At 63.3% G+C, this 12,287-nt stretch carries 13 protein-coding genes; 7 read left to right on the top strand and 6 right to left on the bottom strand.

Annotation, left to right across the window (positions count from 1 at the left end; translation table 11 throughout):
• Positions 1–32: 32 nt before the first annotated feature.
• Entirely contained in the window at positions 33–653 is a 621-nt protein-coding gene (yihA, locus tag JAO73_RS12255; RefSeq protein ID WP_198977328.1) for a ribosome biogenesis GTP-binding protein YihA/YsxC, read from the bottom strand.
• Between the two features lie 433 nt (positions 654–1,086).
• Between yihA and JAO73_RS12250 the strand changes: the two genes are divergently transcribed.
• The 4 genes from JAO73_RS12250 (at position 1,087) to JAO73_RS12235 (ending at position 5,842) form a co-directional block, all read left to right on the top strand.
• Positions 1,087–3,342: an OmpA family protein gene (locus tag JAO73_RS12250; RefSeq protein ID WP_198977327.1), complete on the top strand. Its 2,256-nt coding sequence runs from the start codon at positions 1,087–1,089 to the stop codon at positions 3,340–3,342.
• Positions 3,343–3,516: 174 nt separating this feature from the next.
• The gene (ubiE, locus tag JAO73_RS12245; RefSeq protein WP_190922160.1) at positions 3,517–4,245 is read left to right on the top strand and encodes a bifunctional demethylmenaquinone methyltransferase/2-methoxy-6-polyprenyl-1,4-benzoquinol methylase UbiE; all 729 of its coding nucleotides are present in this window, start codon (positions 3,517–3,519) and stop codon (positions 4,243–4,245) included.
• The gene (gene porT / locus JAO73_RS12240; RefSeq protein WP_198977326.1) at positions 4,194–4,997 is read left to right on the top strand and encodes a type IX secretion/gliding motility protein PorT/SprT; all 804 of its coding nucleotides are present in this window, start codon (positions 4,194–4,196) and stop codon (positions 4,995–4,997) included. The genes ubiE and porT overlap by 52 nt, the downstream gene beginning before the upstream one ends.
• A 95-nt stretch (positions 4,998–5,092) precedes the next feature.
• Positions 5,093–5,842 (top strand): SDR family NAD(P)-dependent oxidoreductase, encoded by a 750-nt coding sequence (locus tag JAO73_RS12235; RefSeq protein WP_198977522.1) that lies wholly within the window; start codon positions 5,093–5,095, stop codon positions 5,840–5,842.
• Positions 5,843–5,851: 9 nt separating this feature from the next.
• Here JAO73_RS12235 and JAO73_RS12230 read toward each other — a convergent pair whose 3' ends face one another.
• Both JAO73_RS12230 and cdd read right to left on the bottom strand, forming a co-directional pair.
• Positions 5,852–6,502 (bottom strand): alpha/beta hydrolase, encoded by a 651-nt coding sequence (locus tag JAO73_RS12230; RefSeq protein ID WP_198977325.1) that lies wholly within the window; start codon positions 6,500–6,502, stop codon positions 5,852–5,854.
• A 5-nt stretch (positions 6,503–6,507) separates the two neighbouring features.
• On the bottom strand, positions 6,508–7,005 hold the full coding sequence (gene cdd / locus JAO73_RS12225; protein ID WP_198977324.1) for a cytidine deaminase: 498 nt from the start codon (positions 7,003–7,005) through the stop codon (positions 6,508–6,510).
• Positions 7,006–7,103: 98 nt separating this feature from the next.
• Here cdd and JAO73_RS12220 point away from each other — a divergent pair, with 98 nt between their 5' ends.
• The 3 genes from JAO73_RS12220 (at position 7,104) to JAO73_RS12210 (ending at position 10,205) form a co-directional block, all read left to right on the top strand.
• Positions 7,104–8,447 carry a saccharopine dehydrogenase family protein gene (locus JAO73_RS12220; protein WP_198977323.1) on the top strand — a complete coding sequence of 448 codons (1,344 nt, stop codon included), beginning with the start codon at positions 7,104–7,106 and terminating at the stop codon, positions 8,445–8,447.
• 45 nt (positions 8,448–8,492) lie between these two features.
• Positions 8,493–9,446 (top strand): hypothetical protein, encoded by a 954-nt coding sequence (locus JAO73_RS12215; protein ID WP_198977322.1) that lies wholly within the window; start codon positions 8,493–8,495, stop codon positions 9,444–9,446.
• 66 nt (positions 9,447–9,512) lie between these two features.
• Entirely contained in the window at positions 9,513–10,205 is a 693-nt protein-coding gene (locus JAO73_RS12210; protein ID WP_198977321.1) for an ATP-binding cassette domain-containing protein, read from the top strand.
• Positions 10,206–10,288: 83 nt separating this feature from the next.
• Here JAO73_RS12210 and JAO73_RS12205 read toward each other — a convergent pair whose 3' ends face one another.
• The 3 genes from JAO73_RS12205 to JAO73_RS12195 form a co-directional block, all read right to left on the bottom strand.
• Positions 10,289–11,014, bottom strand: a complete 726-nt coding sequence (locus JAO73_RS12205) for a tRNA1(Val) (adenine(37)-N6)-methyltransferase (protein WP_317191225.1) — start codon at positions 11,012–11,014, stop codon at positions 10,289–10,291.
• A 12-nt stretch (positions 11,015–11,026) separates the two neighbouring features.
• Entirely contained in the window at positions 11,027–11,491 is a 465-nt protein-coding gene (rnhA, locus tag JAO73_RS12200) for a ribonuclease HI (protein WP_190922168.1), read from the bottom strand.
• A 96-nt stretch (positions 11,492–11,587) separates the two neighbouring features.
• Positions 11,588–12,148, bottom strand: a complete 561-nt coding sequence (locus tag JAO73_RS12195) for a MarC family protein (RefSeq protein WP_190922169.1) — start codon at positions 12,146–12,148, stop codon at positions 11,588–11,590.
• Positions 12,149–12,287 lie beyond the last annotated feature (139 nt).

The following is a 12,287-nucleotide window of genomic DNA, read 5'->3' as shown; positions in this document are numbered from 1 at the left end:
GCCCGAGCCCCGATGGCAATTTAGGGGCCAATCTACGCATCGGGCGCCGCATCGGCCACCCATTGCTGGTTGACTTCGGCAATAAAATCCAGTAGCTCGTCGCGCCCCAGCCCGGTTTCGGCCGAGGTGAGGAAGTGGCGCGGCAACTCGTCCCAGATTTCGCTCATCTTCTTGAGGTAATCGGCCAGCAGGGCCTTGGTCTGGGCCGTCGACTGCTTGTCGGCCTTCGTGAACACCATTACGAAGGGAATGCCTTCTTCGCCCAATTTTTCCATGAAGGCCAGGTCGGCGGCCTGCGGAGAGTGGCGCGAGTCAATCAGCACGCACACGCACATGAGGTTGGGGCGGTGGCGCAGGTAATAGTTTATCATGCGCGTCCACTCGGCGCGCGATGTTTTGCTCACTTTGGCGTAGCCGTAGCCCGGCAAATCGACCAGGTACCATTTCTCGTTGATGATGAAATGGTTAATCAATTGCGTCTTGCCCGGCGACGACGACGTTTTGGCCAACCCTTTGCGCTCGGTTAGCATATTAATAAGAGAGGACTTGCCCACGTTGGAGCGCCCGATGAAGGCGTATTCGGGCAGCGTGGGGGCCGGGCACAACTCCGCCCGCGAATTACTCGTGAGAAATTGGGCGTCGTGAATAATCATGGAAAGCAAGGAAATAGGAAATTGTCAGGAAACCCAAAATTACGACTGAATGCGGGCGCGCTTCGAATAAATAAAAGGAGTTGAATGAATTGCTATTTCCTTGGTGCGTCTATATTTGCGCGGCATGCCTGCCTTCCAAGTGGGCCGCTGCCGTAGCACTCGACCGCTGTTGGATGGCCGTTATTTCGCCGAGAACCGCTTTTAGCAAGCAAAAAACCTATCTTTGCCCGCCAGCAAGCCCTCGGGTTTTGGGATTTTGGGCGGTAGGCCCGGCGGTTGGCAACGGTTACCTTATTCGCATTTGCGGATTAAAGCCTAACCCTGCCGTGGTTTTTCAGTATAAGCCCAAAATATAGTTTGCTCCGCGGCCCTTCTGGGGCTCGTTTCCTCGTACAACCCCTTCAGAAATTCTTTTTTTCAAACCTCTCCTCCAATGGACAACTTATCCAGAAGGTTACTGCAAGCGTCGTGCGCCGTTGCCCTTTCCGCCACAGTAGCCGCTCCGGCCCAGGCACAAAGCACGCGTAAGGACCTCAAGACCGGCAACAAGTTCTTCGAGCAGGAAAACTACCGCGCTGCACTGCCTTACTACGAGAAGGTGCTTGCCAAAGACCCGAACAACGCCAAAGCGCTGTTCAACGCCGGTATTTCCTACATGTCCTTCGACAAGGAGAAAGCCAGCGACTACATCTACAAGGCGCAGAAGCTGAAGCCGAAGGTGTCGAAAGACGTGGAATACTGGCTGGGCCGGGTAGACCACCTCAACTACAACTTCGACGAGGCCGTGGCCCACTTCCAGGCTTACAACGCCACGCTGAAGAAGAACGACCAGCGCAAGGAAGAACTCGCGCAGCTCATTCAGCACAGCAAAAATGCCAAGGTGCAGTTCAACTCGCCCAAGGACATTTTTGTGAAGAACCTGGGCCCCACCATCAACACGCAGTATTCGGAGCACAGCCCGGTTATTTCGTCCGATGACAAGCTGCTCATCTTCACCTCGCGCGGCGAAAACGTGACCGGTGCGGCCGGCAAGCCCAGCGACAAGAAAAACAAAGCCATTGCCGCCGACGGCGAGTATTACGAAGACATCTTCGAAGCCCGCCGCATCGACGACGAAAACTGGGAGAAGCCCCGCTCGCTGAGCGGCGTGCTCAACGGCAAAGGCCACGACGCCTCGACGCAGCTGTTCGACAACGACACCAAGCTGCTGATGTACCGCAACGACAACAACGGCGACATTTTCGTGTCGGACAAGACGGGCGGCGACTGGTCGGCCCCGAAACCGCTGGACAGCAACATCAACTCGAAGTCGTACGAAGGCGACGCTTACATCACGCCAGACGGCAAAACCCTGTACTTCGCTACGGGCCGCTACTCCGAAGATGGTACGCTGGACCTGTACTACAGCACCCGTGCTGAAGGCGGTGACTTTGGCCCGGCCAAGTCGCTTGGTGCCAACATCAACACCAAGTACGACGACGACAGCCCGTACCTGAGCAAAGACGGCAAGACGCTGTACTTCTCGTCGCGTGGCCACAACACGATGGGCGGCTACGACATCTTCAAGTCGGAGTGGGACAGCGTGGGCCGCAAGTGGGGCGCCGCCCAGAACATGGGCTACCCCGTGAACACCCCGGACGATGACTCCTACTACCGCCTGAGCCCCGATGGCTCGTATGCCTACCTCAGCTCGTACCGCATTGGCGGCTACGGTGAGAAGGACATCTACACCATCAACTACATCAAGAACGCCAACATCCGCGGCAAGGTATTCTCGGCTAAGGACAGCACGACCGTGATTCCGGGCGTGGAGCTGGTGTTCAGCGGTGCACAGGCCGACAAAACGGCTCTGAGCTTCCGCGACATCACCAAGCCCGACGGCTCCTACCAAGTGGCCGTGCTTTCGGGCCGCACCTACCAGGTGGCCGTGAGCAAGGATGGCAAAAACATCGAAACGCAGGAATTCCCAGTGCCGGTGTCGACGAACGATTCGACGACCATCACCAAGAATTTCTACGTGAACTACGTGGACACGACGTCGACCTCGATGTTTGCCACGAAGAACATTTACTTCGATACCGACAAGTACAAGCTGCGTCCGGAGTCGATTACGACCCTGAACGAAATCAGCTCGATTCTGACGGCTAACCCCGGCATCATCATCTCGATTGAGGGCCACTGCGACTCGCGCAACACCGACGAGTACAACATGGTGCTCGGCGACAACCGCGCCAAGGCTGCCTTCAACTACCTGAAGAAGCAGGGCATCACCGAAACCCGCATGAGCACCGTGAGCTACGGCGAGCGTCGTCCGGCTGCGCCGAACGATTCGCCCGAAAACATGCAGCTCAACCGTCGTGACGAGTTCAAGGTAGTGGGCGGCATGCCGACCACCGGCACCATGAACAACGGCACGGGCGGTGCTACCGGCACCGGCATGGGTTCGACCACGACCACCGGCACTTCGACCACCACCACGGCTGCTCCGCTGTCGCCTGGCAAGAGCAAGGTGAAGATGGCCGACGGCACCAAGGTGAAAACCAAAGTGGACGAGGATTCGGACAAGGTGAAAGTGAAGACCAAAGGCCCCAGTGGCGAAACCAAAACCACCACCAAAAACGGTGAACTGGAAGGCAAAGCCAAGGACGCCAACGGCGAAAAGACGAAAATCAAAGCCAAAAACGAGTAGTCGTTGACGCCAAGAAATTTGGGAAGCGGGCCGGGCACATTGCCTGGCCCGCTTTTTTATGGGCGCTTGGCACTCATTGCCACCGAATTGCCGGCCACGGCCCCAACAAACCCGGCCCCTTGGGCGTTGGGAGAAAACAATTTTCCCGCAACCTTACCGTTCTTTGCGCCCCTCATGGCCGTATTACCTTACAAAGACAACTCCGCCGACAAGAAATCGCAGGTGGCCCAGATGTTTAACTCCATCGCGGGCAAATACGATTTCCTCAACCACTTCCTCAGCGCGGGCACCGACATTTACTGGCGGCGCAAGGCGGTGGACGAGTTGAAGGCCCTGCGCCCGGCGCGCATTCTCGACATTGCCACCGGTACGGCCGATTTCGCCATTGAAACGCTGCGAACCGCCGCGCCCGACGCGCAAGTAACCGGCGTGGACATTTCGGAAGGCATGCTGGAAGTGGGGCGGCGCAAGCTGGCGGCCAAAGGCCTGGGTAACCGCATTCAGCTGGAATTGGGCGACTCCGAGAACCTGCCGTTTCAGGACGGCGAGTTTGACGCCGTGACGGCGTCGTTTGGCGTGCGCAACTTTGCCCACCTCGAAGCCGGCTTGGCCGAGATGCGGCGGGTGCTGCGGCCCGGCGGCAAGCTCGTGATTCTGGAATTCAGCAAACCCACCGCGTTTCCGCTCAAGCAAGCGTATAATTTTTACTTCCGCCGGGTGCTGCCGGTTTTTGGCAAGCTTATTTCCAAAGACCAATCGGCCTACACCTACCTGCCCGCTTCGGTGCAGGCATTCCCCGACGGCCCCGATTTTTTGGCCATCCTCACCAAAGTCGGCTTTAAAGAACCTGCATGGCAACCCCTCACTTTCGGTATCAGCTCCATATACACGGCGCACAACTAAAGCGCCTGGCCCTGCTGGGCCTGTTGCTGCTGCTATTGCCCTCGCTGGCCCACGCGCAGCGCCGGGCCCGCTCCAAAGCCAACCGCGGCAAGAATGGCACGCTGAAATCCATCACCACCCAAAACCTGCCTTCTTACGACGAGCGGTGGTTTCACCCGGGCATGTACGTGGCCCTCGCGGCAACGCGCTTCGACATTGAGCAGTCGCAGTACTACATCGCCACCCAAAACGTGACGGCCAACTCCATTGTGAGCCCCACGCTGGGGGTGGGCTTTATCGGCGATGCGCGCATCGGTGGGCCGAATTCGCCGTTTATCTTTCGGTTTGCGCCGGGGGTGAGCTTTCTCACGCGCAAGGTGGAGTTCAAGCCGCGCAACTACCCGGTGCCCGACTCTATTGTGACGCAGGAGGTGTCGTCGACGGTGGTGCAGTTTCCCATCATGCTGAAGTACCAGTCGGACCGTCGGCGCAACGCCCGCATGTACATGATTGCCGGCATCAGCCCCAGCATTGCGGTGAGCAACCGGCGCAACGACCCCCTGCGCAACATGCTGCGGACCGCCAACAGCGACCTGACCCTGGAGTATGGCGTGGGCCTCGACCTGTTTTACCCGCTGTTTAAGCTGGCGCCGGAGCTGCGCTTTTCGCATGGCCTGCGCAATCTGCTGGAACCGCATAACGACGTGTTCAGCCGCAGCCTGCAAAGCATGAGCACCAACGCGGTGACGCTTTACATCAATATCCAGAACTAGGGTTTGGCGGTAAGTTGCTCGTGGTGATTTGTTTGTGCCCCATTGTTCGCTGACTACACGTAACTGCCAACCAACACCCGGAAACCGATAACAACATTATGCGCACTGCCTTCATCACGGGAGCATCATCGGGAATTGGCCGGGCCACGGCTGTGGCACTGGCGGGGGCGGGGTTTCAGCTGGTGGTAGCGGGGCGGCGGCGCGAGCGGCTAGATGAGCTGGCCGCGCAGCTGGCCCCGGTGCCGGTGCACGTGCTGGAATTTGACGTGCGCGACCGGGCGGCCGTGAACGCGGCGGTGGCCTCGCTGCCCCAGGAGCTGCAGGCGCCCGACGTGCTGGTGAACAATGCCGGCGGCGCGCACGGGCTGGCCCCCATTCAGGCCGGCGACCCTGCCGACTGGGACCAGATGCTGGACGCCAACGTGCGCGGCCTGCTGAACGTGACGCACGCGCTGCTGCCGGGCATGACGGCCCGCCAGACCGGCTTTATCCTCAACGTGGGGTCCATTGCCGGACAGGAGGCGTACGCCAACGGCAACGTGTACTGCGCCAGCAAAGCCGCCGTGCAGATGCTGACCAAAACCATGCGCCTCGACCTGCTGCCCACGGGCGTGCGCGTGGCCGAAGTGAACCCCGGCGCTGTAGAAACCGAGTTTTCGCAGGTGCGCTTTAAGGGCGACGAGGCGCGGGCGGCCAAGGTGTACGAGGGTTTCGAGCCGCTGCGCGCCGAGGATGTGGCCGACATCATCGTGTTCATGGTGACGCGGCCGCCGCACGTCACCATTGCCGAGGTGCTGGTGCTGGCGGGGGCACAGGGCGCCGCCACCACCATCGTGCGCAAGTAAACAAGCCGCTTATTCGGCGGCCAGGCGGGCCAGCAGCTCGCGGTTGAGCTCGTGCCGCCCGGCAAACGTGGCCACGATGGGGGAGCCGCCCAGCTGCCGCAGCTGCTCGAGCTGGGCTTGCAGCTTTTCGGCGTCGATGTATTCGTCTGCGGTGCCGGCCACTACCGACACGCGCAGGCCGTGTAGCAGGGCGTGGGCGGCATCGGCCGGCAGCTCTGGGGGAAAGCCGCCGGCCCACAGAATGAGGTGCGCTGGCCGGAACGTGGCCTGCGCCAGCCAGCGCGAAACGGTGGCCGTGCCCTGCGAAAATCCAAGCACCGTGATTTCAACCTCGGGCGGACATGCGGTCAGTATCTGCTCGGCGAGCTGGTTGAGGAAGTTGACGTGGTCCTCAATTTCGTGCAGGCGGTCGTCGCGCGTCATCCAGCTGGCGCCCACGCGGCCGCTGGTGCCGTTGAGGTAAAACCGGGAAAGCCCCTCCGGCGCCACCACCACTGTATCGGGGTCAGCCTCGGCGAGAAAGGCGAAGTGGCGAATGAAATACTGCGCCAGCTGCCCGTAGCCGTGGCACACCAGCCACACGCGCCGGGTGCGCGCCGACAGCTGGCCCAATTGGTGGTAGCGGGCGCGGCGCGCCACGAGAAGGTGATGCTCGGCCATCTTCGCTACAGCGTGGGCAGGTCGTCGGGCGAAAAGTTGAAGGGCATGAGGTCGGTGACGGAGGCAAACCGCAGGATGGTGCCGGCCCGGCTGGGCAGCAGCAGCGGGATGGCCCGCGACTGGCGGGCTTCGTACTCCAGCATCACCTGCCGGCAGGCGCCGCAGGGCAGCGCCGGGCCGTACTCGCCCCCGGCGGGCCGGGCGGCCACCGCCATGCCCACAATGGGCGCGTGGCCGGGGCGGCTGGCGGCCAGGCCAAACAGCGCCGTGCGCTCGGCGCACAGGCCGGAGGGGTAGGCCGCGTTTTCCTGGTTGGTGCCCCGAAACACGGTGCCATCGGCCAGCAGCAGCGCGGCCCCCACCTGGAAGCCCGAATAGGGAGCGTAGGCGTGGGCCGTGGCCTCGCGCGCGGCTTGCCAGGTGGCTTGCTCGTCGGCAGTTAAGTCGGTGGGAAAATCCAGCTCTTCGTAGGCAATGAGCTGCTGGCGGGAATTGCGGGCCATGCGGATTTAGTGAGGGGGCGCGAAGGTAATAATATTGCTGTGAATGAATGGCGCCGGCGTTCCGCGCCGGGCGCGGCGGCGCGTCCTACTTTTGCGGCATGAATTCCCGCCTTCTGCTCCTTGGCGCGGGCCGCTCGGCCTCGTCGCTTATTCAATACCTGCTGCGCCACACGCCCACCGAGGGCTGGTTTCTGACCGTGGCCGATGCCAACCCCGCCCACCTGGCGCCGGTGCTGGCCGCGCACTCGCAATACGCCCGGGCCGTGCCCTTCGACGCGGCCGACGAAGACCTGCTGGAAGACTTGGTGGCCCAGGCCGACGTGGTGATTTCGATGTTGCCGGCTTTGCTGCACCCGGTGGTGGCGCGGGCCTGCGTGCGGCACGGCCGGCACCTGGCCACGGCCAGCTACGTTAGCCCGGCCATTGGCGAGCTGCAGGAGGAGGCGGTGGCCGCGGGCGTCACGCTGCTCATGGAATGCGGCCTCGACCCCGGCCTCGACCACATGTCGGCCATGCGGGCCATTGCCCACATTCGGGCGCAGGGCGGCGCGATTACGAGTTTCAAGAGCTACTGCGGGGGGCTGCTGGCGCCCGCGGCCGAGGCCGACAACCCCTGGAAATACAAATTCACCTGGAACCCGCGCAACGTGGTGCTGGCCGGCCAGAGCACGGCCAAATTCCTCGAAAACGGCCGGCCGCGCTTCATTCCCTACCAGCAGCTCTTTGCCCGCACCGAAAAGCTCACGCTGCCCGAGTACGGCGACTTTGAGGGCTACGCCAACCGCGACTCGCTCAGCTACCGCGCGCCCTACGGGCTCGACGACATCCCGACCATCCTGCGCGGCACCCTGCGGCGGCCGGGCTACTGCGCCGCCTGGCACGCCCTGGTGCGCCTGGGCCTGACCGACGACGCCGTAAACCTCGACAACCCCGAAACCATGACCTGGGCCGAACTGGTGGCGGCCTACCTGCCCGCGCCGCACGTGCCCGGCCTGGCGGTGGCCACGCGCGCGGCGCAGTACCTGGGGCTGGCGCCCGAAAGCGAGGAAATGGGCCGCCTGCACTGGCTGGGCCTGTTCTCAGACCGGCCGGTGGGCCACGCCCACGCCACGCCGGCCCAGCTGCTGGAGCGCCTGCTGAGCGAAAAGTGGCAGCTGCAGCCCCACGACCACGACCTGATTGTGATGCAGCACCTCTTCGAATACGAGCTGAATGGGGCTACCCACCGCCTCACGTCGTCGCTGGCCGTTGAGGGCGACGACGCCACCCACACCGCCATGGCCAAAACCGTGGGCCTGCCGCTGGGCATGGCCGTGCGCCGGCTGGTGCGCGGCGAAATCGCCCAGCGCGGCGTGGTCATCCCGGTGGCGGCCGACTTGTACGAACCCATTCTGCAGGAGCTGGCGGCGGAATACGGCATCCGCTTTCAGGAAGAAGAATAGTAGGCCGCTACAATCTGCCCCCTGGCTCACGCGTTAGGCCCGTCCATGTCTGCGTTGCTCGCTTACCTGTGCCTTCGTGGCCGTCTGTCCTGGCGCCTTTTGGTGGAGGTGGGGTGGCTGCGCATGGCCGTGCTGGGGCCCGTGGTGCTGATTTTGGTGAGCCGGGCGCTTGTGCTGGCCGCACCCCACCGGCAGGCGCAGTGGCTCGTGCCCGTAGCGCTGCCGCTGCTGCTGGCCTCGGCCCACCGGCAGCGGGCCGACCTGCGGTTTCTGGCCACCAGCGCGCCGGACTACCGGCGCTGGCTGGCCGTGGAATATGGCGTGGTGGCCCTGCCCGCGGCCTTGGTGCTGGCGTGCTTCCAGGACTGGGGCGCGGCGGCTCTGCTACTGGCGGCGGCTTCGGCCGTGGCGGCCCTGCCGGCCGCCCGCGAAGACCGCAGCACCCGGCACCGGGCGCGCAGCCTGTTTCGCAGCGAGGCGTTTGAGTGGGTGGGGGGGCTGCGGGGCGGCGGGCAGTGGCTGTGGCCGCTGCTGGTGGCGGGGGCCTGCTGGTGGCACGCCTATCCGCTGGCACCGGCGGTGGCGCTGGCCATCTGGCTGCTGCTGCTTGCGGGGTGTTTCGGCACGCCGGAGCCGATGACCATGCTCACGCTGGCGGGGCAACCCTCGCGGGCCTGGCTGGGCCGCCGGCTGCTGCTGAGCCTGGGCTATGCCGCCCTGACGGCCGCACCGCTGCTGTGGGTGCTGGGCAGCGGGCCGGCGGGCGCGGGCGGCGCGGTGGCCGTGGGCACGGCCTGGCTGGGCCTAGTGGGCCTGCTCATTCTCGCCAAATACGCCTTTTACCCCAATGCCACCCACATTCGCACCACCCAGGCGCTGGTGCTGGGCGTGGCTTTTCTGCTGCCCGGCCACCCGTTGTACCCGGTGCTGCTGCTGGTGGCGGTGGGCGGCCTCATTTGGCAAAGCCAGCGGCGCCTACGCTCCGTGCTGGGCAGCTGAAAGCAAAGCAGTCAGAATTGATATCCTTTTAACTGAGCATTCTTAACGGGTTCTCCATCACAGTACATGCTTAAAATCCTGGACCTGCGCAAAGCTTATGGCCCGCACGAGGTGCTGCAGGGCGTGAGTCTGGCCTTGCGCCCCGGTACCATTCACGGCCTGGTGGGGGCCAACGGCGCCGGCAAAACCACCCTGATAAACTGCTTATATGGCTTGGAAACGAGCTTTGGCGGAAGCGTGCGGGACACGGCCGGCGTGCCCGTGCGCCACAGCACCGGGCTGCTGCCCTACGAGCCCTATTTTTACCCGCGCCTGACCGGCCGCGAGTACCTGGAGTTCTGCCTGCAGGCGCGGGGCCGCCGGCTGTTGGACTTTGCGGGCTGGAACCAGCTGCTGGAGCTGCCACTCGACCAATACGCCGACGAATACTCGGCGGGCATGCGCAAGAAGCTGGCCCTGCTGGCCTTGCTGGTGCAGCAGTTCGATTACCTCGTCCTCGACGAGCCCTTCAACGGCCTCGACCTTGAAGCCAACCTGCTGCTGAAATCCATCCTCAAGCGCCTGCGCGACCGCGGCACGGGCATTTTGCTCACCTCGCACATCCTGGGCGCCCTCACCGAAACCTGCGACGAAATATCGGTGCTGGTGGCCGGGCGCATCCAGCGGCACTACCCGGCGGCCGAGTTTGGCACCCTGGAACACGACTTGCTCGACAGCCTGCACCGCGAGAAGCTGAGGCTGCTGGACGGCCTGGTCTAGCGACGCATATTCGCATCTCGCCGCGGAGCGAAGATGTACTCCAAACGCAAACGGCGCACACGCTGAGGCGCAACAATGCGCCCTTACAGCGCCAGGTAAAACCCGGCCAGCAGCGCCCGGAACTCGGCCGAATACGCTCCGTCATCCGTGGCGCTGCGGATGACCAGCTCGGTTTCGGCTACTTGCGCCGCCTCCCGCCGGAAGCCGACGATGTGCCGCAGTGGCCGGCTGCCGGGCCGGTGCCGCACCACCAGCTGCGTGGCCGGGTGCAGGCCCAGGCCGGCCGCTTCGTGCGCAAAGACCTGCATTTCGGGCGGGGGCAGCAGCACGGTGAGCAGGCCGCCGGGCCGCAGAAACGCCGCTGCAAAAGCCGCCAATGCTTCGAAAGAAAGCGTATCGGCGGCTTCGTGGCGGGCGGTGGTGCGGGCTGCATCCGGCGAGCGCAACGACTGCCGAAAGAAGGGCGGGTTGCAGATGATGTGGCTGAAGGGGGCTGGTTGCGTGGCCGCAAATTCGGCCAGGCCCAGCGCGTGGATGCAAATGCGCCCGGGCCACGGACTGGCCGCGGCATTGGCCGTGGCCTGCGCCGCCGCGGCCGCCTCAATTTCCACGGCTTCAATCTGCACGGTGGGGTGGCGCTGGGCGGCCATGAGGGCCAGCAGGCCGGTGCCGGTGCCAATGTCCAGCAGCCGCGTGGCCCCGCGGAGGTCGGCGGCCGCGCCCAGCAGGCAGGCGTCGGTGCTCACCTTCATGGCGCAGGCGCTTTGCTCAATGCGGAACTGCTGAAATTGGAAGTAGTCGTTGGGCACGGCGGCGAGTACTTAACCAGCCGCCACGATGGCCTCGTAGCCCTCATCCACCAACAGGCCCTTTCCCGTGGCGCTTTGCACGGCCAGCACGTCGCAGCGCTCGTTTTCGGGGTGGCCGGCGTGGCCTTTTATCCAGTGAAAGGTGACCTTGCGCTGCTTGTAGATGCGCAGGAAACGGCGCCACAGGTCCTCGTTGGCTTTCTTGCCAAAATCGGGCTTGGCGGCCCAGCCAAACACCCATTTCTTCTCCACGGCGTCGACCACGTATTTCGAATCGGACACCACGCGGATGGGCAGCTCGGGCCGCGTCACGGCTTCGAGGCCCACGATGACGGCCAGCAGCTCCATGCGGTTGTTGGTGGTGAGGCGGAAGCCCTGGGTGAGCTCTTTTTCGTGAGGGCCGTAGCGCAGAATGGCGCCGTAGCCGCCCGGGCCGGGGTTGCCGCGGGCCGAGCCGTCGGTGAACAGGTGAATCAAGTTCGTTATCAGTTGTTCGTTGTTCGTTGTTCGTTGTTAGGTTGTTCAGGATGAAGTTCTAGACCAACAACTGACAACGAACAACGGACAACAAAATTAAAAATTGGTTTTAAACAGCTTGATGGCAATGGCCAGCAGAATCACGCCAAACACGCGGCGCAGCACGTCCTCGCCGCCTTTGCCGAGTTTGCGCTCTATCCAGGGGCTGGTTTTGAGCACCGCGTACACAAACAGCAGATTCAGCAGGATGCCCACCAGGATGTTGGGCAGCGAGTAGGCGGCCCGCAGCGAGAGCAGCGTGGTCATGGTGCCGGCGCCCACAATGAGCGGAAACGCCAGCGGCACAATGGAGCCCGTGCTGCCCGACAAATCGGACTTGAACAGCTCGATGCCGAGTATCATCTCCAGGCCAATGAGGAAAATGACCACCGCGCCGGCCAGGGCAAAGCTCTGGTTGTCGACGCCCAGCAGCCGGAGCAGGCTTTGCCCCACAAACAAAAACGTGACCATGAGGCAGCCCGCCACAAAAGTGGCCAGCTCGGCCTTGATGGCGCCTTCGCGCTGCCGAATCTGGATAATCACCGGGATGGACCCGATGATGTCGATGACGGCAAACAGCGTGAGCGTGACCGAAAAGATGTGCTGGAGGTTGAACATGGACCTTGCAGTGTGCTGGGGAACGTCGTGCAGCGCGCAGCGAAGCATCCCGTGTGCTTTCACTGATTACTTTCTGCGAGCGAGGTGCTTCGCTGCGCGCTGCATGACCGTCAATTAGCCTGGGTATTCCTTCGCAAAA

It is taken from the genome of Hymenobacter miniatus (genome assembly GCF_016427455.1).
GTDB classification, from domain to species: Bacteria; Bacteroidota; Bacteroidia; order Cytophagales; family Hymenobacteraceae; genus Hymenobacter; species Hymenobacter armeniacus.
This window is presented reverse-complemented; position numbering and strand designations above follow the sequence as displayed.